The sequence below is a fragment of the Virgibacillus natechei genome (assembly GCF_026013645.1).
In the GTDB taxonomy this organism is placed as follows: Bacteria; Bacillota; Bacilli; order Bacillales; family Amphibacillaceae; genus Virgibacillus_L; species Virgibacillus_L natechei.
The window spans coordinates 687,100-711,977 of sequence record NZ_CP110224.1; the positions used below are offsets into that span (position 1 = coordinate 687,100).

The window sequence follows — 24,878 nt, forward strand, 5'->3', positions numbered from 1 at the left end:
AAAATGAGTAACTTATTCGATTTAACAGGAAAAACAGCAGTAGCAGTCGGTGGAAATAGTGTATTAGGTGGTTCCATCGCAAAAGGTTTGGCAGCACAGGGTGCACAAGTAGCTATTATCGGCCGTAATATGGATAAAGCGGAAGAAGTAACAAAGGAAATTGAAGCTGCTGGCGGTGTCGCAAAATCATTCCAAGCGGATGTCAGCGATCTTGAATCCATTGAAAAAGCAGCAAAAGATATTGAAGCATGGTCAGGCGGCTGGGACATTGTTCTAAATGCACCAGGTAAAAACAGCTCTACCCCGTTCATGGAATTAGATACAGATGAATGGGATGACATTATGGATGTAAACTTAAGAGGCCTTGTATTTACAACGCAAATTTTCGCGAAAAAAATGATTGAACAAGAACGAAAAGGCAGCATCATTAATATTTCATCTGTTTCATCAGGTCCGCCATTATCAAAAGTATTTACGTATTCTGCATCAAAAGCTGGCGTAAATAATGTGACACAATTCCTGGCAAACGAATTTGCTCCAAATGGAATTCGTGTAAATGCTATTATTCCAGGATTCTTCCCTGCAGAGCAAAATCGTAAAATCCTAAGTGAAGACCGGATTGCGTCCATCATGGGCCATACACCACTCAATCGTTTTGGTGAACCGGAAGAACTACAAGGAGCAGCTGTATACCTTGCTTCTGATAAAGCATCAGGTTTTGTAACAGGAACGCTGCTACGTGTAGATGGTGGATTTGGAAGTATGACAATATAGAAAAATGAAAGGCTTTGGGGCAAACTCCAAAGCCTTTTCTAAGTATAAAATCTGATTCCTGATTTGGGTAGAAGATTTAGATAGCGAATCGGCTATTTCGCCGATTTCTACCAATCCAACTCCTGACTTCTAACCTCTGGAAAGACGAGGCGGCAGCCAGTTTTTTAACAGAAATTTATGTGTAAAGGAAGCGATAATGATGGGAAGAAAATTAGTCGCCGGACTTGATCTCGGGACAACAAGTGTAAAAGCGGTTCTATTTGACCTTCGTGGAAAATTAATTGCTGAATCAGAAAAAATGAACACCACCTATTATCCGCATGCAGAATGGGTGGAGCAGGATCCTCATGAAATCGAGCGATCTTCGGTACGTGCAATGAAAGAAGTGATGGAGAAAGCAGATGCAGAAGATGATGAATTGTTAACGGTTGGTATCTCCTGTGCGATGCATTCGATTATTTGTGTGGATGAGCGTTTTGAACCTTTATCAAACATGCTCATCTGGTCTGATGGTAGAAGCAGCGCTCAGGCTGAAGAACTCCTGCAGTCAAATGGAATGGATATTTACGAACGAACAGGCACACCCATTCATCCGATGTCTCCACTGCTTAAACTCCGGTGGATGAAGGAAACGAATGATGAAGCTTATCAGAAAGCAACGTACTTCATGTCGATGAAAGAATTTTTGCTGCAAAAATGGTTCGGAAAACGTGTTGTTGATTACGCGATGGCATCCGCATCAGGGATGTTAAATGTAGAAGCATTGGATTGGGACGAGGAAGCGTTAGAGCTGGCGGGTGTAAAAAGGGAACAGTTATCGCAAATTGTTCCCCCTACAGAAGTGCTACCAGCTTTAAATCCTTCCATTGCAGAAGAGATTGGTATCGACCCACAAATTCCTTTTGTTATTGGTGCGGCTGATGGACAGCTGGCCAACCTAGGAAGTGGTGCAATTTCTCCTGGTGAAGTGGCTGTTTCGGTTGGCACAAGTGGTGCGATTAGACAATTTATTAAGGGAGCAGGTGTCAATGAAAAGCATGAGACGTTTACATACGCTTTCACGGACGATACATCGATAATAGGTGGCGCTACAAATAATGGTGGAATTGCTTTACAATGGTTAAAGGATCTATTAGATTTCACTGGAAGTCACGATGAACTGACTGCTGAAGCGGAGGAAGTCGAGATTGGATCTGATGGGATCATTTTCCTTCCGTATGTAAATGGAGAAAGAGCGCCATTGTGGAACCAGCGTGCGAAGGGTAATTTTTACGGATTAAGTATTGGCCATAAAAAAGAGCACTTAGTACGAGCGGTTCTTGAAGGAATAACGTTCAATATTTATCATATCGGAAAATCACTGGAAGAAATAGCTGGCAAACCTAAAAAAATTAGCGTCAATGGTGGACTGACCCAATCCCCACTATGGGTGCAAATCATGGCAGATGTATTTGGACAAGAGATACATCTTTCAGATACGCATCATAATGCAGCATGGGGAGCGGCGTGGACAGCTTTGGTAGGAATTGGAAATGTTCAATCCTTTGAAGCGATAAAAGAAAACATGCCAGTTGAAAAAGTAATTCAACCCAACATGAAGAATCATGAAATGTATACGGAAATCTATGAGAAGTATGAGAAGATCTCGAAGGAGTTAGCAGTTTACTTTACATGATAAACTTCTATCAGCATTGATTTGCTGATGGAAGTTTTCACAAGCCAAAAGAGGTGTCCAATACGAATGGAAGATATTTTAAAGCAAGTCCAAGATGGTACATTATCGGTGGAAAAGGCAAAGAAAAAACTAGCTGGATATGAGGATTTAGGCTTTGCTAAAGTGGACCATCAGCGAAAAAAACGCCAGGGTTTTCCGGAGATTATTTATGGGGAAGGAAAGTCACCTGAACAAATTACCGCAATCATTGAAGCGATTAAGTCACAAGATAATGATGTATTAGCGACAAGAATAGCAAAGGAAAAGGCTTCCGTAATTTGTGAACAACACCCCGAATTGATTTATTACGATGTCCCGGAAATTTTGTCTTGGAAACAAAAACCTGCACGCGTCAACGAATCCGATGGTTATATCGCGGTTGTCTGTGCTGGCACTTCTGATTTAAAAGTAGCAGAAGAGGTTGCTGTTACGGCAGAGTTGTTGGGTCGTAAGGTTAGACGTTTTTATGATGTTGGTGTTGCGGGAATTCATCGTTTACTGGATAATGCCGAAGAAATCCAAAATGCCACTGTTTCTGTTGTTATAGCTGGTATGGAAGGCGCACTTCCTAGCGTTGTTGGTGGCCTTGTTGCGCATCCCGTAATAGCTGTTCCTACAAGCGTTGGATACGGTGCGAATTTCCAAGGATTGTCCGCCTTGCTGGCAATGTTAAATTCCTGTGCATCGGGGATTAGTGTTGTAAACATAGATAATGGCTTTGGCGGGGCTTATAATGCAGTGTTAATTGATCAGCTAGCAAATAAAGCATAGACATGAGAGGAGTTTTTGACATGGTTTCCTATCCCCCTCCTGATAATGAGCATATTGATGATCAAATGATCAAAATGGAAGTGAATCTCGATGACATTTCCGGTGAATGGCTTGGCTATGTGATGGATGTCTTATTTGAAGCTGGAGCAAATGATGTATTCTATACGCCTATTTATATGAAAAAAAACAGACCGGGGGTTTTGCTTCAATTGCTTTGTCCCCGAAAAAGTATGGATAAAATGAAAGAAATCCTACTTAAAGAAACGACTACATTCGGCATTCGTTATTACCCCTTAACTGTCCACCGTATGGAACGAAATTTTGTCAACGTAGAGACAGAGTGGGGAACGGTTACGGTTAAACAAGGGATATATAATGGTGAGGTTTTTCAGCGTTCTCCGGAATTTGAGGATTGTAAGGCGATAGCGGAGGAGTTTGGGGTACCGCTGAAGGTGGTTTATGAGCGGGTTTGGCGGGAAATGGGCTAGGTGTTTGTATCTTATTATAAAAAAATGTAAATAGCATGAATGAGCTAATGCATACCTATGTACCTATATTAATTAAAGGTGCATAGGTATTTTTTATCATTTTTTAAAAATCTTTTTAAATGTATTGAAAATTAAAACGCTTACAGTTAAGATGTATTTAGTTCACTAGTTTGTTTGGCGAACAAATTAATTTGGTGGAGAATTAATCTGATTTTGCTTTAACACTTTAGAAGGGAGGGTAAGAAGCATTTTTTATTTAACAACTATGAAAACGCTTAAATAAAATAGGGAGGGGAAATGATGGGAAAGACAATTTTTGGGAGTAAAGTAGTGTTGTATTTTCTTACTTTGTTGTTAGTGTCCTCACTTTTTGTATCATCAATTAGCGCGCAAGATGGAATTAATGCAGATCCAGACGTTGATACTCGAGTGAAAGACACTATGGAAGTGGATGGAAAAACGTTCAGGGATTTAAACGGAAACGGGGAATTAGATCCTTATGAGGACTGGAGACTCCCTGTTGAAGAGAGAGTGGAAGATCTGGTTTCACAAATGAATGCTGAAGAAAAGGCGGGATTGATGCACATCTCCAGCCTTCGTGACGAATCAAGCACGGGACTAACGGATGATCACCTACGTTACTTTGTCGTTCGTGATGATCCGAATGCTTATGACTTGGCTGAGAGGGGTAACGAGTTTCAAGAACTAGCAGAATCTACTCGTCTGGGAATTCCAGTTGTAATGACTGCTAATCCACGTGATCATATCAACTTTGACCAGGTTGTAGGACATGCTGAAGCGAGTGGTCAATGGCCTGGGGAGTTAGGATTAGCTGCTACTCAGGATCCAGAGTTAGTCAGGGAATTTGCTGAGTTATCAGCTGAGCAATGGCGCTCGTCTGGTATGCATAAGATGTATGGATATATGGCAGACGTGCTAACTGAGCCGCGCTGGACTCGAACAGATGGTACGTTTGGTGAAGATCCTGAACTCATCGCTGATATGATGACTTCGATTGTTGAAGGCTTCCAGGGTGAGGAATTAAGTGAAAACAGCGTTTCATTGACGACGAAGCACTTCCCTGGTGGTGGACCTCGTGTAGATGGTACTGATCCACATCATGAATGGGGACAGACCAATGAATATCCAACTGAGGGAAGCTTATATAATTACCATCTACCGCCAATGGTGGCTGCTATTGAAGCTGGTACAACATCAATTATGCCTTATTACGCAAAACCCATGAATGAGGCAAGTGCATTACAGTTGCCTGAACATTTGTGGTTCTCAGAAGATCAGCAGTTTGAAGAGGTAGCATTTGCCTATAACAAGAGTATCTTGCAAGACCTAATGCAAGATGAGTTAGGTTTTGATGGTTATGTAAACAGTGACAGCGGTATTTTGGACAACATGCCTTGGGGCGTTGAACATTTAACGCTTGAAGAACGTTATGCTAAGGCAATAGATGCTGGGACAAGCATCTTCTCTGACTATAATGATCCAAGTGGGCTGATCAGTGCCTTGGATCAAGGCGTAGTCTCTGAGGACGATTTAGACCCTTCAGTGACATTTTTGTTAACTGAGATGTTTGAACTAGGTTTGTTCGAGAATCCATACGTTGATCCTGAACTAGCTCAAGAGATCAATGATGACCCTGAAACACAAGATCTGGCCGATGAGGCACATCGCAAATCGATTGTGCTGCTGAGTAATGAAAACGACGATAACGGCCAGGTTTTGCCAATTACTGATAATGAAGTTGAAGACGTTAAGCTTTACGTTGAAGCATTTCGAGCAGGAGAGGAAGAATCAGCAGAAGCGAGCGCAGATTTAGCTCAGTCAATAGCTTCGGCGGATCCGTCAATGGAGGTAGTTGATTATCCGGAAGAGGCTACTCATGCCTATATAGCTGTCATGCCGACCATAAATTGGAGACAACATGACAATGAAGGAGATCCTCCATCTATTGAACTGAAAAAGGATTCTGATACGGAAATTGATGCTGAGCGAATTCTTGATTTACAAGAACAGGTGGAAACCACCATTTTAGGTGTGAATATGACTAATCCGTGGTTGATCAACGAGATTGAGCCAGGTGCAGATGCTGTGTTGGCTACATTCAACAACACGCCAGAGTCAATTGTAGATATCATCCGCGGCAAATTCAACCCGACCGGTGAGCTTCCGTTCACAGTGCCGGCCGACACAGAGGCCGTCGAAAATAATGCATCGGACGTACCGGGCTATGCCGAGACATTCGACTATGCATATACGGATGCTTCTGATAATGATTACGAATTAGGGTTCGGTCTTTCCTATACAAGTGCATCTGATATAAAAGAGAAAATTGACCAGTTTGAAGAAGAGGGAGAATTCCAGAATTTTGGAGCAGCTCGTTCCCTACAGGCACAGTTGAACCCCGTTGAGCAATTTGAAAATCAGGGAGATGCTGAAAAGGTTGTGCAACATCTGGAAGGATTTAACCAAAAACTTGAACAGCATATTGAAAAAGGAAGAATATCTGAAAAAGCATTTGAATCTATCCAAGCAAGTGCTGCAGATTTAATGGCTAAATGGCAGTAGAATAATAGATTAGATTTCTAGCTGATATCCCCTGTGACAATTTAATAGGTTGTCGCGGGGGATTTTCAAGCTACTAGAAAAATTGTTGCAATTTATTCACCTAAACGATCAAATAAAGAATTAATTTTAAAGTATAGATTCGATCGAACTCTTTTTTAATGCAGCAAAAGCCTTGAAAAAACAAGCGCTTACATATATGATATAAACATTAGAAAATTTGTTTGGCATACAAACTAAATAAAGATTAACAATTTAAGGAGACACCAATGAAACAACACCCTATCTTTCGCTATCTATATATCTTTTATTCTTTTGTATTTGTTATCCATATCGTTAACGTATTTATAGAAAGTGACAATTTAAATTACATACTAGGAATCTTGGCGCTTATTATGTTAGCTGTATCCTTTGCAGGAGCTTCGAGGCTATTCAAAATTCTTGGAAGTGCATTTATTTTGATAGGTAGCGTTGTTTTTGCAGCTTCAGGACAATCAATCGAAACGATCCCAGCTTTATTAACATCAAACATGTCACTGTTGACGCTTTTAGCGATGCTGCCATGGATGAACAGTGTGGTGAGGAGTGGAAGGTTTGATCAAAGTCTGAACAATCTTTTGAAAGTAAATGTTTCTGACTTAGGTAAGTTATATCCACGTAGTTCCATAACGACACTCACATTGGCATCTTTTTTAAATTTATCAGCTGCCACCATATCCCAGGATGTTTTAAAGGAAAACTTACGTCCACTTGATAAAAAATTACGCGATTCATTTATTGCTACAGCAACGCTAAGAGGCTATTCTTTGGCATTATTGTGGAGTCCTTTGGAAATATTATTGGCGGTCTCCATATTTACAACTGGTGTTGATTACGTTTCTTTATTGCCCTGGTTACTTATGATTGCGGCAATTACATTTATCCTTGATTCGATTTGGGGTCGGTTTCATTATAAAAAATATGCTTATGAAAATACGAATAAGCAATCTATTAATATGAAAGAAATGATCAAAAAAATCGTCCATTTACTAGTGGCGCTTGTTCTATTTTTAAGCTTGGTCATTTCTCTTGGAAACCTGTTTAATTTGGACTTCATTTTCACTGTTACGATACTTATTTTTCCATTTGCTTTCATATGGTCTCTCATTATGAAGCGTCGGCGCAGTTTCTGGACTATCGGGTGGAACACATGGAAGGCGAAGACGAATACGATGCAAAATTTCATCGTATTGTTTATATCCTTAGCGTTCTTTGCAAATAGTATTGATGGTACACCGTTTCTTGATTTTATCCAACAACCGATTTTGGCTTTTTCTGATTATCCAATAGTTATCTTTGTTATGATCCAACTGATTTTTATATTTATGAGCATGTTTGGTATTCATCCAATTGCGACGATTGGGATATTAAGTGGAGGTATTGCAACCTTACTTGAATTTATGAATCCAGTTAGCATTGCCATTGTCTTGGTCACAAGCTCGATTGCTACATTAACAGTAGGGACTTATGGGTTGGTTGTGCAATTAACAGCAGTTAATACGGGACAGAACCCATATCGTATTACGATCAACAATTTGCTGTATTCCTTGTTTTTTGGAGGTATAGGAACGGTTGTAGCCTATTTCCTTTTATAGGATAAATTTGAAAAGTAATCTCAGTTAAGTAGATATTTGTCACAAAGCTTGGCTTATCGCCAAGCTTTGTGACGGAAGCCAAAGTCTGCGTTTACGACGCACAAATGTTTTAGAAGAATCGCAGTCCCAATGGTCTTCGGTGGGACGAGCATTTACGCGCAGTCCCAGGATGTGCCCGTTTTAGCCAGTGAGAAGAAGAAAGTTTTCAGATTTATTGCTGAGATTTTTAAATATGAACTGTTTGAGGTGACAGTATTTAGGCGTTTGTGTTATTCGCTTAGAGAATATGTAGGTACTTTCTCTTATTTTTTAAATGAAAACGCTTGATTATTGTAACGCTTACAATTATAATATAAGTATCAACTATTTAGTTTGTTTGCTGAACAAAATAATGAAGGAGGTTAAATGTTCACCATTTAGTTAGTGTTATAAAGTTAGTTGGAACAGAAATCAGTTACAACCAAATTTGAGGGGGAAATAGAATGAATAAAAAATTAGTGTATTTATTCTCGATTTTGTTTCTAGTAGTAATTGTTTTAGCGGCTTGTGGAGGCGAAACAGATGATGCTGCATCAGAAGAAGGAAATGACGATGGAACATCAGAAGAAACGGAAGAAACAGTTACATTAACATTAGCGGAAAACCACCCGGAAGATTATCCTACTACAATTGGCAACGAAGAGTTTGCTAGACTAGTAGAGGAAAAAACAGACGGACGTTATGAAGTAGAAGTCTATGCTGGCGGTCAATTGGGTGAAGAGTCAGAAGTACTTGAGCAAGTACAACTAGGTACTATCGAGTTAGCACGGGTTAATTCAATACCATTAACTCAATTCTCAGATGAAATTGGCGTTCTGTCCATGCCTTATTTATTTGACGATGAAGAAGCAAAATGGGATAAGTTAAATGGTGAAGTTGGTCAGGAGTTACTGGGGACATTAGATGGATCAGGATTAGTTGGTCTAACATTCTATGATTCTGGTGAGCGAAGCTTTTATAATTCTGAACGTCCGGTTGAAACACCTGAAGATATGGAAGGGCTTCAAATTCGAGTGCAATCCTCTGACTTGGCGATAGCTATTGTAGAATCATTAGGTGCATCAGCTACTCCAATGGAATACGGAGAAGTATATTCTGCGATGCAAACAGGTGTCATTGATGGTGCGGAAAATAATTTCCCAAGTTACTACACGTCTAATCATTATGAAGTAGCCGAATACTTCACGGTAAATGGATATCAAGGAACGCCGGAAGTATTACTGGGGTCCGAAGATTTATGGGATGATCTAAGTGATGAGGATAGAGAGGCATTTACAGAAGCCGCAATGGAGTCTGTTGATGTGCAGCGTGAAGCTTGGGCTGAATTGACAGAAGAATCTAGAGAAGCTGTTATAGAAAATGGTAATGAACTTGTAGAAGTTGAGGATACGGATGAGTGGAGAGAAGCTGTTCAACCTGTCTATGATGAGTTTGGTGACCAGTACAGTGAATGGATTGATAGATTAACAGAATAAGTAATAGTGGAGGAGGAGAAGTGGGGTTCCTCACTCGGGTAATCTCACTTCTCTTAATCTAAGGGAGGATTCATCATGAAGGCTTTAAAGATGACCAAAAATGCTTTGGATCGGCTACTTTTAGTATCTTCCTTAATAATACTGGTAGTAATGGTTCTTGTAATTCTTTATCAAGTATTTTCGAGACAAATTTTAGGCACGGCACCTGCCTGGACTGAAGAATTATCCCGATTACTATTTGTTTGGGTAAGCTTTTTTGGTATAGCATATGGATTTAAAGAAAAACTTCATATCGGTGTTGGGCTTGTGGTTAACATGTTTCCCGAGAAAGTTCAGGATATATTTGATTATCTGGCAAAAGCATTAGTTATCGCTTTTGGTATGATTTTAATATACTATGGGTGGCAATTTACTGTATTGACAAGCAGTTCAACGATGCCTGCAATTGGATGGCCTTCCAGTGTGCTATATGCCTGCATGCCAATCGCAGGAGTTTTCGTAACATTGAATGGGATAGAACTACTATTTAGAAAAGGAATGCATCAAGAGCTAGACGATGTAAGTGAGGAGTGAGACGATGGGAGTAGTTATATTAATAGGCAGTTTTTTACTAATGCTCATATTTAGAATTCCAATTGCACTTTCACTTATATTATCCTCCTTGGCTACTGGTTTGTATATGGAACTGGACCTATCAGCTCTTATACAACAAATGGTAGGTGGGTTAAATTCGTTTTCTTTACTAGCTATACCATTCTTTGTACTTGCTGGGGAAATAATGAATGAAGGTGGAATATCACGAAGATTAATCAATCTTTCTAATGTTATCATCGGAAAAATTAGAGGTGGACTCGCACTGGTTAACGTGCTTGCTAGTACCTTTTTCGGAGGAATATCAGGGTCGGCAATTGCTGATACTTCTTCTGTAGGTTCTGTTATGATCCCAATGATGAAAAAACAGGGATATGATTCCGGATTTTCGGTTGCAACGACGATTTCCAGTTCAGCGCAAGGGGTGCTGATTCCGCCAAGTCATAACATGATTATCTATTCAACAGCAGCCGGTGGTGTTTCTGTTGGTGCTTTATTTATGGGAGGACTTGTTCCTGGATTACTGCTTGGATTGGCATTAATGGTTATAGTCTATATTCTTTCGGTGAAAAGAAACTATCCTAAAGGCGAGGTAGTAGAAAAGAAGGACGTTCCTGGAATCGTTTGGGAAGGTTTGTTAGGCTTACTTACTGCTGTTATCATCCTTGGTGGTATTATCAGTGGATTTTTCACCGTTACTGAGTCTGCTGCTATTGGTACATTGTATGCGTTTATTATCACATTCTTTGTGTTTAGAGATATTGGTATTTCAAGAATGGGTATTATTTTACAAAGAACGTTTAAAACACTAGCGATGGTTTTATTTTTAATCGCGGCTTCTTCAGCATTTGGCTGGTTGTTAGCGTTATTAAGAGTACCAGCCATGGTATCGGACGGTTTAATAAGTATTTCTCCGAATGATATCGTAACAGTTCTTATGATCGTTCTTATTTTATTACTTTTAGGAATGATAATGGATATGGCTCCACTTATATTAATAGCAACACCGATATTACTACCTGTTGCAACAAGTGTCGGAATGGATCCGGTTCATTTTGGTGTTGTAATGATTCTATGTCTAGGTATTGGGTTAATCACACCACCTGTTGGAACGGTACTATTTGTAGGTTCATCGATTGGTAGAATATCGATTGAACAAACAACCAAAGCACTATTACCTTTTTATAGTATCATGATAGTGATGTTATTAATAGTAGCCCTTGTCCCGTCAGTCGTGTTATGGTTACCGGATATTTTAGGACAATAGATTATAAACATCCCCATCATCATTTAGGTGTACAGGGGGTGTTTTATTATGAATAAAACTTCCAGTAGACGAGAAATCATTCGCACCAGAATTAAAGAATAGAATTGAAGAAGAGACAAGAAAAACCAAATAATAATCTGAATTCAATCATTGAAAAAGGGGGTCAGCGTATGCTCAAAATAGCTGATATAAGATTCGGATATGTATCTTAGGTACATATCGGTGTCCCAAACAAATCAAGTCCAAAGGCATCATTAATAGTTTTTCTGAAGAATTATCGAGAGTGCAGAAGAAGGTGTAAGACTTTAAAGAAAGTAAATAGACCTTGAAGGTGGTTCCTGTTTGCAGCCGTTTCACTTGAACATGGACATATTTATGGAATGTGTAATGGAGTGGTTGAAGTTGGCGCAAACTTGACTTGGGTTTATGATCCAGATAAAAAGAAAGTAGATGAGTTTCTAAAGAAAGAAATGTTGCTGCTTTCATCGGGCTACCATTGTCCGAATGTAATACGAGTGGGGCACCCTAGATTTTTGTTGATGACCGCCTTTTTCACAAGCCACTCCGCATATTGTGCCTCTTCTGTTTCCCATACTTCTCATCCGAATACTTTTCTACTAAACAGGTCAAGAATTAAAGAGAATCGATAATATAGACCTTTCACAGGCTCGCCAAGTCACAATCAAACTTTATGTCGCAGAAATATTCTAGTATATTGAACAGGTGTAATTCATTACTGTTCTAGATTCCATGGATTTGCCTGCAAAAGGTACTCTACACATATTCGGCTCCGTTAGGTTTTTTGTAGAGCACTGTCATTGGCGCTCCTTTTTTTATGTTGTTCTTTCTAGAGGCAGCTTTCATAGATTATAGCCATCCATTACAATCGATTGCTGTTATGGTATACATTATTACATAATTAGTGAGTTGTTTTATTTGCTGATTGGCGTGAAAAGGCGTATCTTTTCTAGTAGTCTTTGAAAACACGTGGAGGACCTATTATGAATCAAAATAAATCTGACAATAAAATTCTAATTGCGAGTCTTTTAATTGCTGGGTCTTTTATCGCCATTTTGAATCAGACGCTGATGATTACAGCCATTCCTCCTATTATGGAAGAGATGAATATTTCAGCAAATACGGCGCAGTGGCTAACAACCGTGTTCATGCTCGTCAATGGCATCATGATCCCCATTACTGCATTTTTAATAGAAAAATTTACGACACGTCAGCTTTTTTTGACGGCAATGGCTATTTTCACGCTTGGCACATTGCTCGGTGGTCTGGCGACGAATTTTCCTTCCCTGATCACTGCGAGGATTATTCAGTCTGCAGGTGCCGGGGTTATGATGCCGCTTATGCAGACGGTTTTTCTTCTCATTTTCCCGGTGGAGCGACGCGGGACGGCTATGGGGTATATTGGTCTTGTCATTTCGTTTGCTCCGGCTATTGGGCCGACCATCTCCGGCTGGGTGACGTCGAACTATGAGTGGCGTTATTTATTTTGGGGTATCCTCCCCTTGGCACTTATCATGATGGTTGTCGCCTATTATATAATGAGAAATGTTACAGAGCGCAAGCACCGCAAAGTTGATCCGGCCTCGGTGATCCTATCTACGATTGGCTTTGGAAGCTTACTCTATGGCTTTACAAGTGCTGGCAATAACGGCTGGGGAAGCCCAATTACTTTCGCCACCCTTGCTATCGGTCTTGCTAGTCTCGTGATTTTCACGTTACGTCAGTTACGTATGGAACAACCAATGCTTGAATTAAGGGTATTCAAGCAAAGAATGTTCACCTTGTCCACCATCATATGTAGCATTGGATTTTTAGGATTAATTGGCTTGGAAACGATAATTCCCTTGTATCTGCAAAATATGCGCGGGTTTACGGCGATGGAAGCGGGCCTTGTTCTATTGCCCGGTGCTTTGCTAGCAGGGTTGATGGCTCCAATAACGGGTCGTATTTTTGACCGATTTGGGTCAAGGGCACTCGCTATTCCTGGTTTGGTTCTTATGTCACTCTCGACTTTTGCGTTTTTATTCATTGACACGACGACATCGCTCGTATTTATCTCCGTTATGTTTGCGATCCGTATGTTCGGCTTTTCCATGGTCATGATGCCGGTTAATACCGCTGGCTTGAATACATTGCCCCCTAAGCTGATTCCGCATGGAGCGGCGGTCACGAATACAACGCGGCAAGTGGGCGCATCGATAGGAACGGCGATACTCGTTACCACAATGACAACAACTGCCGACGCCGCGCGATCGAACTCGAGTGTCGCCAATCCGGATATTTTCGGTGCGATCATCTCCTTAGGGCTGATTGGCCTTTTAACCGCAATCACCCTGCTGCTTTCTTTTCAATTGAAGAGAACCTACCCTCCAACGGATGCGGAGTGGGACGAAGCTTATAATCAAGGGATGCATCGCCGCCGGAAAAAGGCGTGATAGCAGGGTTGGATGCACAGTAAGTAATTGACCCTATTGATCCTATTCATTTCGGGAGTAGTTATGATCGTTACACTGGCTGTAGGAATGATTTTGTTGCTCCTGGGATTAGTAATGTATCACTTACAGAAGTTATAAAAGGAACCTATTTATTATTGTTTTATTATTACCCGACTTCGTAAATGCATTTGTACTGCAACTTTATCTATTGTTATCAAAGGGTGGCTTCTCGCCACCCTCTAGATTAGCGGTAGAGTTATAGGGTTATATGCTGTTTTAGTTGTTCTCCCTATACTGAGAAGGCGTATACCCTGTTTCTTTCTTGAAAACCCTCGTGAAATAAGACGCATCTTCATACCCAACTAACCACGCTATTTCTTCAATAGATATGTTTTCATTTTTTAATAAATGTTTTGCTTGGTTCATTCTGATCATTTGCTGGTAACCGGTAATCGTCATGTTTGTTTCCTGTTTGAATTTTCTTGACAGGTGACTCGGGTGTGTGAAACAAAGTTCCGCCAGTTCATTTTTATCAATTTGTTTGTCATAAAAGCTTATCAGGTATTCGATGACCTTTTGAGTAACTTTTGAATAATGGGTTAAAGTATTGGCAATCACCAGGTCTGTATATTCTTCTACCATACCCTCGTATAATTGCTGTAGTTTGGATAATTGATTTGAATATTCAATTTCATAGGCATACTTTTCGGATACACGATGTACAAAAATTGCTGGAACATCACTTCTTATTACAGCATTACGTAATAGTGTACTTAAAACAATAGCTAGGTTTTTCACTCTCCTAAGTGGTTGATTGGGAAACCGTTCGGAAAAAGAAAACAACATATCATTGGAATTCAATAGTTTAATAGCTGTGGTCTTGTCTCCTTGTTCAACAGCATGCATGATATTCCCTTCTAATTTATACCTCATTGTTACAATATCAGCATCATCATTCATGATGGAATTGTTTTCTCTTTTTCTGTATTTTTCGTTATCCTTGTTCGCTACTATTCGTATGGGGACTGCTTCTTTGTTTATCAGCAATTCAAATTGTTGAAGAATACTAGCAAAACTATTAGCTTTATCCGTCTTGAGAACTTGAATCTGATTGCACATACTCCTTAGGTCTTCGCTTTCGTTGTTACGGAGGTTATATTCTCTGGATAAGCCATACATATCAGGAGTTAAATACATAAAAGGACCGATAATGACAGCAAACGAATCGTTAGTTGAAAAGCTATAACCGAGGTAGTGCAACCCCCATTCGTTTGTGTAGGAATATAATTGATTCATTTGCTGAATCATCATTTGATTATACAGGTTTAATACATCTTCTTGACCGGATCCTGGCATGAAAGCAGGTATTGAAATATCTTCATGATAAAAGACAAATTCTCCACTGTTATCGATAACATATGTATTTAAATCAGTTAGTTGATTTATTTTCATAGCTGCAGAAATAATTTTTGAGTGTTCCATCGTCTTTACACCTCTCTATTTTGGGAAAGCGTTCTCTGAAAACGCTATATTAATCCTTTAAATGTTATTTTAGTCCTTATAAAAATACTATGATTCTATTATAATAGAATCATGAAAACGATTGCAACTAGGAGGTACAACAAAATGGAAAATCAATCTATTAAAGAAGAGCCAATTGTGAAAGATAAGCTAGGTTTTAAAGAAAAGCTTTCTTATGGACTCGGTGACACGGCAAATAATCTAACATTTTCGATGGTCACAACCTATTTATTGGTATTTTATACAGATGTTTTTGGTATATCTGCAGCAGCAGTAGGTACATTATTTCTTGTAGCACGAATCTGGGATGCGATTAATGATCCATTAATGGGATCGATCGTTGACCGCTTCGGAAAAGCTAACAAGAATGGGCGATTTAGGCCTTATATGAAATGGGCCGGAATCCCGGTAGTCATTATGGCTGTATTCGTGTTCTTTACGCCGGATCTTTCTGAAAGCGGTAAACTAATTTACGCCTATGTGACTTATATTTTATTTGGTATGGCTTATACGATGGTCAATATTCCATATGGTTCATTGGCTTCTGTGATAACAAGGGACCCGGTAGAGCGTTCGGGTTTGGCTTCTTTTCGTGGTTTAGGCGGTCAAATTGGTGTATTTTCAGTTGGGATTCTAGTCGTTCCATTGGTAGCACTGTTTCCTTCTGAACAGATTGGATATCCTGCCGTTGTTGCAATGTTTGGTGTGATTGCGTTAGTGCTCTATTATTTAACCTATAGAAATACAAAAGAGCGTATCAAACCAGTTCAGTCGGCAAAACCGGAAAAAATGAATATGCAAATGTATACAAGAGTATTGAAAAATAAACCGTTTTTGGCACTTTCATTAATGTCTTTCTTCATACTCATGGCCATGTTAATTAATCAATCAGTTGGTCTTTATTTCTTTACTTATAATTTGGATAACCCGTTTCTATTTTCGGTATACAACATGCTAAATATCGCGTCTGTTGTTCTGTTAGTAGTTTTTATTCCGAAATTGACCAAGAAATTAGGGAAGAAGACATTAACGTTAATAGGGTTTGTAATAGGTGCTGGTGCAATGGGATTATTATTTATCTTGCCTACGACAGCGGCTACCGTATTGCCCCTTCTATGGCTGGGGATGCTCGGGATCAATATTCCGAATATGCTCGTATGGGCCTTTATTTCTGATGTTATCGATTATGGAGAATGGTCGTCTGGGGTCAGGCAGGAGGGAACCACTTATTCTCTCTATAGTTTTATGAGAAAACTTTCCCAGGCTGTTGCAGGGTTTGTTGGAGGAATCGGACTGACGATCATTGGCTATGTTCCTAATGTTGCTCAGACTGCTGATACGTTAATTGGGATTGAAGTAATGATGATACTGGTGCCTGCGATTTCATGTGTAATTTGTTTTATTATCTTTAAATATGGCTACCAATTGAATGATAAGATGTTTGAACAGATTAATGCAGATCTTGCAGCGAAAGAATAGGAACAGCGTGAAGAAGCGATTAACCATTTTTCTCTCGATGGTTAGTCGCTTTTCTTTCCTTTTGAGCGAATGGAAGAAGCCCCAAATAAAAAGCTTGATTTTCCTCGGGGATTATGTAGAATAGGGTAGAAGCATTAAACCGTACGTATTATCGACAACAATTTACATCAACACCCAACCTATTTTTCATTAGTTGATCTACTAAATGGAAAATAGATTCCCTCTCTTTTTAGTTGTTCAGGAGATCCACCGTCTCCTTCAATACACATTGAAAATGGATGACACCAATGTCTAGCTTATATTTTTAGGATAAAATCAAATTATGTTTTATTATCTTTTAACACTAACTATTACTTTGTTACTTATTTCACAAACAAGTCGATGACTAGTCGAGTACTGTAGCTTGGTTTATTTACTTCGGTTTTTACTGATTTTTTGTTTGCATTAAACGAATTGGAAATAAATTGTTTTCAAATTTCAAATTATGGGGAAACTAATTGTACAACAGACTATATTTCAGGAGGTAAAGCATGCAATTATTACCACGAGAGATTGACAAGCTTTTAATTGTAGTGGCTGCAGATGTTGCAAGGCGCAGAAAGGAAAGGGGTTTGAAACTCAACCATCCAGAGGCTATGGCACTTATTACATATGAGGTAATTGAAGGTGCTCGAGACGGCAAGACAGTAGCTGAACTCATGCAGTATGGTGCGACGATCCTAACACGTGAAGATGTCATGGATGGTATTCCGGAAATGATAGATGATATTCAAGTAGAGGCTACATTTTCAGATGGTACGAAGTTGGTTACCGTACACAATCCGATTCGGTGATGGTTCAAGTTGAATGGAAAATTAGAAATATTGGCGTTCGCTTCCGAGTCTTTAGGCGAATGTCCTTCGTTGCACTTAAATGCAGTAGGAAAGATGATACGTTCCTCATTGCTAGAATAGGGAAGGAGATATATTGACGATGATTCCAGGCGAATTTATTTTAAAAAATGAAGAAATTAATTGTAATGAAAAAGCAATACCTTCGAAAGTTACTGTAATCAATACTGGCGATAGACCCATACAAATCGGCTCGCACTATCACTTTTATGAAGTGAATAATGCATTACAATTTAAGCGAGAAGAGGCTTATGGCAAACGATTGAATGTTCCTGCTGGTGCTGCGGTTCGATTTGAACCTGGTGATGAAAAAGAAGTAGAGCTAATTGATTATGCTGGAAAACGAGAGGTTTATGGTTTTCATAATAAAATTGACGGACCATTAGAAGGAGGGAATGTAACATGAGTTTTAAAATGTCGAGAGATCAATATGCGCAAATGTATGGACCGACAACTGGTGATTCCGTCCGTTTAGCAGATACAGATTTATTTATTCAAGTTGAAAAGGACTTTACGAAATATGGCGAAGAGGTCGTATTTGGCGGTGGAAAGGTCATTCGTGATGGCATGGGACAACATCCGCTAATAACACGTGAAGAAGATGAACGCGTTCCTGATACGATTATAACAAATGTCATTATTCTTGATTATACAGGCATTATTAAAGCAGATCTTGCCATTCGAGATGGGCTTGTTTCCGGAATCGGTAAAAGTGGAAACCCATTGGTTCAGGATAATGTAGATATTATTATTGGTGCTTCTACGGAAGTTATCTCCGGAGAAGGTAAGATCATTACTGCGGGGGCAATTGATACACATGTGCATTTCATTAATCCAGATCAAGTCGATGTCGCACTTACTAGTGGAACGACCACATTAATCGGTGGAGGTGCTGGCCCTGGTGCAGGTTCAAGGGCGACAACTGCGACTCCTGGTAAGTGGCATATGCACACCATGTTAGCGGCATTAGAAGGATTTCCGATCAATGTTGGACTAACTGGGAAAGGTCATGCAGCTACGGAAGGGCCATTAGCTGAACAAATTCTTGCGGGTGCAATTGGCTTGAAGATCCATGAAGATTGGGGTGCAACACCTTCTGTAGTAGACTATGCACTACGTGTTGCCGATAAGTATGATATTCAGATCGCGCTTCATGCGGATACCTTAAATGAAGGCGGATTTTTTGAAGATACCATGAAAGCAATAAAAGACCGTGTCATTCATATGTACCATACGGAAGGTGCTGGTGGTGGACATGCGCCCGATTTAATTAAATCGGCAGGTATGATGAATGTGTTGCCAGCTTCAACCAATCCAACGCTTCCATACACCGTAAATACAATTGATGAACATCTTGATATGGTCATGGTTGCGCACAATTTAAATCCATCTGTACCCGAAGACATTGCATTTGCTGATTCACGTATTCGCAGTGAATCGATTGCGGCTGAAGATATTTTACAGGATATAGGCGTATTCAGTATGACAAGCTCCGATGCACAAGCAATGGGACGAGTTGGTGAAGTTGCGTTAAGGACCTGGCAAACAGCTGATAAAATGAAAAAACAGTTAGGGACGATGGAAGGGGATAGTGAGTACGCGGATAATAATCGGGCGAAACGTTATGTTGCTAAATACACGATTAACCCTGCCATTACCCACGGTATAGCTGATTACGTTGGATCCATTGAAGTTGGAAAAATGGCGGACCTTGTTATCTGGGATCCGAAATTCTTCGGAGCAAAACCAGAAATGATTCTTAAAAATGGATTAGCAGTACAAGCGTTAATGGGTGATGCAAACGCAACGATTCCAACACCACAGCCAATGATATATCGACCGATGTTCGGAGCATTTGGAAAAGGTATATCCCAGAGTTCGATTACATTTGTCTCGCAAGCAGCTTATGATGATAATATCAAAGAAGTGCTTGGACTGCAAAAAATGGTTCGTCCTGTACGCGGTATTCGTAACCTAACGAAAAAAGATATGAAGTTAAATACTGCAACACCGGATATCGAAGTAGATCCACAGACATATGAAGTAAAAATAAATGGGGAAGTAATCACATGTGATCCTGTTGATACCGTTCCAATGGGCCAACGTTACTTCTTGTTTTGAGGTGAAGGAAATGATTATTGATAAAGTCGTTACAAACATAAATGATTTAGAGCAAGCTGAAATAGAAAAACGTCATAAAGAAAAAGTAATTCTTGAGAGCGCACATTTAGTAAAAAGAATCCAGCGAGTGGAGACGGATCATGGTCGTGAACTGGGTATTAGACTGAAGGACCCCCGTGACCTAAAAGTTGGCGATGTTCTTTATATGGATGATGAAAATATGATTATTATCGATGTGCTATCAGACGATTTATTAGTTATTAGCCCGCGCACGATGCATGAAATGGGAACCATTGCTCATCAACTCGGCAACCGACATCTGCCAGCACAGTTTGATGAAGCTGATATGCTTGTGCAATATGATTACCTCGTGGAAGAATTATTGCGAGAATTAGGCATTCCATTTAAACAGGAAGAACGAAAAGTTAAACAAGCGTTCCGGCATATAGGACATAGCCATGGATAATAAAGTTCTATCCTTATTTCAACTCTGTGATTCCAACTTTCCAACAGGTGCATTCAGTCATTCATTTGGACTGGAAAGCTATATTCAGGAAGGGGCTGTCCACGACCGGGAAACATTTTCTGAGTGGCTGGAAGTTTATTTACAGGAACAGCTTGTTTACACTGACGGGCTAGCTGCAAGTTTGGTATATGATGCACTAAGCGAAGGGGATCTTGAAAAAATTTGGGAACTTGATCGTAAGTTGACCGTGCAAAGCCTTGCAAGGGAAACACGTGACGGTACACAGCGTATGGGGGACCGTTTGTTGAAAATCGCTGAAGCACTTTATGAGGCACCTATTTTATCTATTTATAAAGAACGGATAAAAAAGAAGCGGGCCTTCGGACATCCTGCCATTGTGTTTACAATGGTTGGGCATTTTTTGGAAGTGCAAAAGGAAACGACCATTCTATACTATCTTTATTCTACTATTGCCGGCCTTGTTCAAAATGCAGTGCGAGCAATCCCCTTAGGACAAACGGCAGGCCAAAAGGTTATTTACACATTTCAGGAAAATTTAAAGAAAGCAACCGATAAAATCATGCGATTGAATGAAGAAGCATTTGGCATTGTATCACCAGGGCTGGAACTATCGCAAATGATGCATGAGCGGGTCAATGTTCGTATTTTTAGTAGTTAAGGAAAAATAAAGACTAGTTTTCTAATGTGATAAGGAAATTTTAAATGAAAGGGAAGTGTTAGAAATGGAACCGATCAGAATAGGAGTAGGTGGCCCTGTTGGTGCAGGTAAAACTATGCTAGTAGAAAAGATTACACGTCAACTGGACAAAGAAGTTAGTATGGCGGTTATTACCAATGATATTTACACAAAAGAGGATGCCAAATTTTTAGTGGAGAACGGGATTCTTTCACAAGATCGTATTGTTGGGGTAGAAACTGGTGGCTGTCCACATACTGCAATTCGTGAAGATGCATCTATGAACTTTGCTGCAATTGAAGAGCTTGAAGAGAAGCATCCGGATATTGAGCTTATTTTTGTAGAAAGCGGCGGAGATAACCTTGCAGCTACATTTAGTCCGGAACTTGTTGATTTCTCTATCTATATAATTGATGTTGCCCAAGGAGAAAAAATCCCTCGTAAAGGTGGCCAAGGAATGATTAAATCCGATTTGTTTGTTATTAATAAAACGGACCTGGCTCCATTTGTTGGTGCCAATCTGGACATCATGGAATCGGATACAAAGGTATTCCGTAGAAACAAACCATTCATCTTTACAAATTTAAAAGATGATACAGGCTTGGATCAGGTAATTGACTGGGTTAAGAAGCATGCATTGTTAAAAGGGTTGGAACAAGATGCCTGATTGGACAGGTGTTCTCGAACTCGACGTAGAAGATCGCCAAGGGAAGACAGTTGCTAAAAATGTATACTTTCAAGGAGCCTTTAAAGTAATGCGTCCCGTTTATCATAATCAGTCCAACCAGCCTTGTTATTATATTCTAAATCCGGGCGGTGGATATTTAGATGGGGACACGTATCGAATGAAAGTATCGCTTCGTGAAAATGCGAAACTCACCTTGACGACCCAATCTGCTACAAAAGTCTACAAGACACCAATTAGTCATGCCTATCAGGAATCTAGTATTTATCTTGGGAAGGACAGTTATCTAGAATATTTGCCAGATCCGCTTATAGCCTACAAAGATGCACGCTACCATCAAAAAAATATTGTACACATGGAAAAAGGGGCTACATTACTTTATTCCGATATCTTGACTCCAGGTTGGTCACCTGAGGGAGAACGTTTCAGCTACGATACACTTCGTCTGGTTAATGAAATCTATATGGAAGATGAGCTAATCGCATTTGATCATATAAAACTGACGCCAAAGGCACAACATATGAATGGGCTTGGTTTTATGGAAGGCTATACCCATTTAGGATCATTTTTTGTTATTGGGGAACAAGTCGATTCCGATCTGATTGATAAATTGTATGAAACAATTCACGAGGAAGAAGGGGAGTTTAGAGCAGGAATATCAAAGCTTGCTGTGCCTGGTTTTACAATTAGGGTAATGGCTAATAAGACACAGGTTATTGAAAGCATATTTACGGCTTGTCACCATGTAATAAGTCAAGAATGGTTTCAATCTAAACCGAGCTTTCTTAGAAAATACTAACAATAATGTGCTGACAATCTAACAGGATTAAGGGACACTTAGAACGTTATTATCTGATTTGTTTTCCTGATTTGACAGGATTTTTAAAAAGTCTTATGATATGTAAAAGTTATTCTTGCTTTTCAATAGGAAGGATATCAATAAGAAGTTAGGGAAAAATACAACATAAACGATCAGGATTGGGAGGTTTTCTCAGTGGCAGACGAATTTAAGGTGAAACCAGATGTATTTGAAGAGGTACCAGTATTTAAGAAGCGTCCGCATGAGCGTCGTCAATTTGCGCTTTCTGTAGATGGAAAAGAATATAAAGGATATTTTCACGACGGAGAAATTCAGTGGTTAAACCCACATCCGAAGCAGGATCTTGGGGAGGAACAATTACAATCACTCGAAACCGAGATTCACGAGCTTATGGAGGAGCATGGGGGTAAGGATGAAACAGACGATATTCAAATCAAACCAATGTTTGATGATAAACCCCATGAGGGTCATGTATTTAAATTAACGGTTCAAGGTAATGAATATACTGGTTTTTTCCGTGATGAGGAAATCCAATGGCTTGATCCAAAGCCAAGGCATATAATGAAGGATAATCGTGTAGAGAAGATAGAAAAAAAGATTTATGAAAAAGTGAAGAAGAAAAATATAGAGTAACTAAAATAGCACTCTCCTTAGAGTGCTATTTGATTTTGTGAGTTCGTATTATTTACACACCATAACAAGTAACCACCTTCTACGCCTAATAGGCATTTTGGGTGGTTATTATTAAGTATTACGTTCGTATATTGCGGTATCAGAAAATTAAAGATAAAATGAGAAAGGAATATAATAAGGGTGGACAAAACATGAAATATAATAAATTATTATTGCTGCTACTGCTATCATTCGTAATAAGTGCGTGTTCCGGAGATGGTGAAGAGAATGCAAATGAAACCGAAAAAGAGGAATTGGTAATGGCCATTGATGGTGAACCAGATGATGGATTTGATCCAACAACAGGCTGGGGTCGCTATGGTTCACCGCTTTTTCAAAGCACATTATTCAAACAGGATGCGGATTTTACTATCCAAAATGACGTAGGCCAAAACTATGAAGTTAGTAATGATGGATTGGAATGGACAGTCGAACTCCGCGATGATGTGCTATTTTCAGATGGAGAAGCACTTACTGCAGACGATGTTGTGTTTACATTTGAAACAGCCGCGGATAGTGGTTCTATCATTGATTTAAGCAATATGGAAAAAGTGGAAGCGATTCAGGATGATGTAGTGGAGTTCACATTGAAAGAACCCCAATCAACTTTTATCTATCTGCTTGTATCAACGGGTATCGTGCCAGAACATTTGTATGACGACACGTATAATGAAAACCCGGTTGGGTCTGGTCCCTTTCAGCTTGAACAATGGGATAAGGGGCAGCAGTTAATCGTAACAGCAAATCCACACTATTACGGGGAGAAACCTCCTTTTGAAAAACTTACTTTCTTATTCTTGTCAGAGGATGCGACATTTGCAGCAGCACAAGCAGGTGAGGTTGATGTGGCCTCCGTACCACCTGCATTTGCGAAAGAGGATGTACCTGGGATGCGACTAGTAGAACTTGATAGTGTCGATAATCGAGGGATTATGTTTCCATATGAATCAGCAGGAGGCGAGACGGACGATGGTTTTCCGATCGGCAATGATGTAACAGCGGGCGAGACGATTCGAAAGGCTATCAATCTAGCTATTGACCGTGAAGCTTTAGTAGATGGTGTGTTAGAAGGCTTTGGAAGTCCTGCTTATTCGGTTGCAGATGGACTTCCATGGTGGAATTCGGAAACGGTATTTGAAGATGACAAGATGGATGAGGCAAAAGACATGTTAGATGAGGCTGGTTGGAAAGAAAACGAAAATGGCGTGCGTGAAAAAGATGGTTTGGAGGCGGCATTCACCTTACTCTATCCGGCAGATGATCAAAGTCGCCAGTCTTTATCGATTGCTTTTGCAGATATGATTGAGCCCCTTGGCATAGATGTGTCTACAGAAGGGAAAAGCTGGAACGAACTGGAGACGCTTATGTATTCCCACCCAGTGATGATGGGATGGGGAAGTCATGACCCGCTGGAAATGTACAATTTATATAGTACGGAAACAAGAGGAGAAGGTTACTATAATGCTAATTTTTATTCCAATTCTGTTGTAGATGAATATATGAATCAAGCCATGCAGGCAACAACGGAGGACGAAGCAAATAGGTATTGGCAAAAAGCGCAATGGGACGGGGAAACAGGATTTTCCGCAAAAGGTGATTCACCATGGGCGTGGCTGGTTAACCTTGACCATTTATATTATGTCCATGAAGAATTGGAAATTGGTGAACAAAAAGTACAGCCACACGGACATGGATGGCCTGTTACCGACTTAATTGAACAATGGCATTGGGCAGAGTAAAG

Annotated in this window: 21 protein-coding genes and 1 pseudogene; 21 read left to right on the plus strand and 1 reads right to left on the minus strand. The window is 39.8% G+C overall.

The window, feature by feature from the left end; genetic code table 11:
* Positions 1 to 3: 3 nt before the first annotated feature.
* The 11 genes and pseudogenes from OLD84_RS03815 (at position 4) to OLD84_RS03865 (ending at position 13,786) form a co-directional block, all read left to right on the plus strand.
* Positions 4 to 774 carry an SDR family oxidoreductase gene (locus OLD84_RS03815; RefSeq protein ID WP_209461797.1) on the plus strand — a complete coding sequence of 257 codons (771 nt, stop codon included), beginning with the start codon at positions 4 to 6 and terminating at the stop codon, positions 772 to 774.
* A 196-nt stretch (positions 775 to 970) separates the two neighbouring features.
* Positions 971 to 2,449 (plus strand): gluconokinase, encoded by a 1,479-nt coding sequence (locus OLD84_RS03820; protein ID WP_319961914.1) that lies wholly within the window; start codon positions 971 to 973, stop codon positions 2,447 to 2,449.
* 66 nt (positions 2,450 to 2,515) lie between these two features.
* Positions 2,516 to 3,259 (plus strand): nickel pincer cofactor biosynthesis protein LarB, encoded by a 744-nt coding sequence (gene larB, locus OLD84_RS03825; RefSeq protein WP_209461798.1) that lies wholly within the window; start codon positions 2,516 to 2,518, stop codon positions 3,257 to 3,259.
* A gap of 20 nt (positions 3,260 to 3,279) precedes the next feature.
* Positions 3,280 to 3,747 (plus strand): nickel pincer cofactor biosynthesis protein LarC2, encoded by a 468-nt coding sequence (gene larC, locus OLD84_RS03830; protein WP_209461799.1) that lies wholly within the window; start codon positions 3,280 to 3,282, stop codon positions 3,745 to 3,747.
* Positions 3,748 to 4,044: 297 nt separating this feature from the next.
* Complete coding sequence (locus OLD84_RS03835) at positions 4,045 to 6,330, plus strand: glycoside hydrolase family 3 protein (RefSeq protein ID WP_209461800.1); 2,286 nt, start codon at positions 4,045 to 4,047, stop codon at positions 6,328 to 6,330.
* 266 nt (positions 6,331 to 6,596) lie between these two features.
* Positions 6,597 to 7,961 (plus strand): hypothetical protein, encoded by a 1,365-nt coding sequence (locus OLD84_RS03840; protein ID WP_209461801.1) that lies wholly within the window; start codon positions 6,597 to 6,599, stop codon positions 7,959 to 7,961.
* Between the two features lie 482 nt (positions 7,962 to 8,443).
* Positions 8,444 to 9,475 carry a TRAP transporter substrate-binding protein gene (locus OLD84_RS03845; RefSeq protein ID WP_209461802.1) on the plus strand — a complete coding sequence of 344 codons (1,032 nt, stop codon included), beginning with the start codon at positions 8,444 to 8,446 and terminating at the stop codon, positions 9,473 to 9,475.
* Positions 9,476 to 9,550: 75 nt separating this feature from the next.
* Positions 9,551 to 10,048 (plus strand): TRAP transporter small permease, encoded by a 498-nt coding sequence (locus OLD84_RS03850; protein WP_209461803.1) that lies wholly within the window; start codon positions 9,551 to 9,553, stop codon positions 10,046 to 10,048.
* Positions 10,049 to 10,052: 4 nt separating this feature from the next.
* Positions 10,053 to 11,333, plus strand: coding sequence for a TRAP transporter large permease (locus tag OLD84_RS03855; protein ID WP_209461804.1), 1,281 nt, complete (start codon positions 10,053 to 10,055; stop codon positions 11,331 to 11,333).
* A gap of 335 nt (positions 11,334 to 11,668) precedes the next feature.
* Positions 11,669 to 11,797, plus strand: a pseudogene (locus tag OLD84_RS03860) (Gfo/Idh/MocA family protein); the annotation flags it as partial.
* A gap of 537 nt (positions 11,798 to 12,334) precedes the next feature.
* The gene (locus tag OLD84_RS03865; protein ID WP_209461805.1) at positions 12,335 to 13,786 is read left to right on the plus strand and encodes an MDR family MFS transporter; all 1,452 of its coding nucleotides are present in this window, start codon (positions 12,335 to 12,337) and stop codon (positions 13,784 to 13,786) included.
* A 276-nt stretch (positions 13,787 to 14,062) separates the two neighbouring features.
* Here the strand turns inward: OLD84_RS03865 and OLD84_RS03870 are convergent, their stop codons facing one another.
* Entirely contained in the window at positions 14,063 to 15,268 is a 1,206-nt protein-coding gene (locus OLD84_RS03870) for a helix-turn-helix domain-containing protein (RefSeq protein ID WP_209461806.1), read from the minus strand.
* 144 nt (positions 15,269 to 15,412) lie between these two features.
* On the opposite strand from OLD84_RS03870, the gene OLD84_RS03875 reads away from it, so the two are divergent.
* The 10 genes from OLD84_RS03875 to OLD84_RS03920 all read left to right on the plus strand — a co-directional run bounded on the left by OLD84_RS03875 (position 15,413) and on the right by OLD84_RS03920 (position 24,876).
* Positions 15,413 to 16,786: a glycoside-pentoside-hexuronide (GPH):cation symporter gene (locus tag OLD84_RS03875; RefSeq protein WP_209461807.1), complete on the plus strand. Its 1,374-nt coding sequence runs from the start codon at positions 15,413 to 15,415 to the stop codon at positions 16,784 to 16,786.
* A 530-nt stretch (positions 16,787 to 17,316) separates the two neighbouring features.
* A complete protein-coding gene (locus OLD84_RS03880) occupies positions 17,317 to 17,619 on the plus strand; it encodes an urease subunit gamma (protein ID WP_209461808.1) in 303 nt (100 codons plus the stop codon).
* A gap of 139 nt (positions 17,620 to 17,758) precedes the next feature.
* Positions 17,759 to 18,082: an urease subunit beta gene (locus OLD84_RS03885; RefSeq protein ID WP_209461809.1), complete on the plus strand. Its 324-nt coding sequence runs from the start codon at positions 17,759 to 17,761 to the stop codon at positions 18,080 to 18,082.
* Positions 18,079 to 19,797 carry an urease subunit alpha gene (gene ureC / locus OLD84_RS03890; protein WP_209461810.1) on the plus strand — a complete coding sequence of 573 codons (1,719 nt, stop codon included), beginning with the start codon at positions 18,079 to 18,081 and terminating at the stop codon, positions 19,795 to 19,797. The genes OLD84_RS03885 and ureC overlap by 4 nt, the downstream gene beginning before the upstream one ends.
* Positions 19,798 to 19,807: 10 nt before the next feature.
* Positions 19,808 to 20,263: an urease accessory protein UreE gene (ureE, locus tag OLD84_RS03895; RefSeq protein ID WP_209461811.1), complete on the plus strand. Its 456-nt coding sequence runs from the start codon at positions 19,808 to 19,810 to the stop codon at positions 20,261 to 20,263.
* Positions 20,256 to 20,942 (plus strand): urease accessory protein UreF, encoded by a 687-nt coding sequence (locus tag OLD84_RS03900; RefSeq protein WP_209461812.1) that lies wholly within the window; start codon positions 20,256 to 20,258, stop codon positions 20,940 to 20,942. The genes ureE and OLD84_RS03900 overlap by 8 nt, the downstream gene beginning before the upstream one ends.
* Positions 20,943 to 21,006: 64 nt before the next feature.
* Positions 21,007 to 21,627 carry an urease accessory protein UreG gene (ureG, locus tag OLD84_RS03905; RefSeq protein WP_209461813.1) on the plus strand — a complete coding sequence of 207 codons (621 nt, stop codon included), beginning with the start codon at positions 21,007 to 21,009 and terminating at the stop codon, positions 21,625 to 21,627.
* Complete coding sequence (locus tag OLD84_RS03910; protein WP_209461814.1) at positions 21,620 to 22,444, plus strand: urease accessory protein UreD; 825 nt, start codon at positions 21,620 to 21,622, stop codon at positions 22,442 to 22,444. Before ureG ends, OLD84_RS03910 begins: the two co-directional genes overlap by 8 nt.
* A gap of 195 nt (positions 22,445 to 22,639) precedes the next feature.
* Entirely contained in the window at positions 22,640 to 23,098 is a 459-nt protein-coding gene (locus OLD84_RS03915; RefSeq protein ID WP_264917275.1) for a YheE family protein, read from the plus strand.
* Between the two features lie 191 nt (positions 23,099 to 23,289).
* Positions 23,290 to 24,876 (plus strand): ABC transporter substrate-binding protein, encoded by a 1,587-nt coding sequence (locus tag OLD84_RS03920; RefSeq protein ID WP_209461815.1) that lies wholly within the window; start codon positions 23,290 to 23,292, stop codon positions 24,874 to 24,876.
* The last annotated feature ends 2 nt before the right edge of the window (positions 24,877 to 24,878 follow it).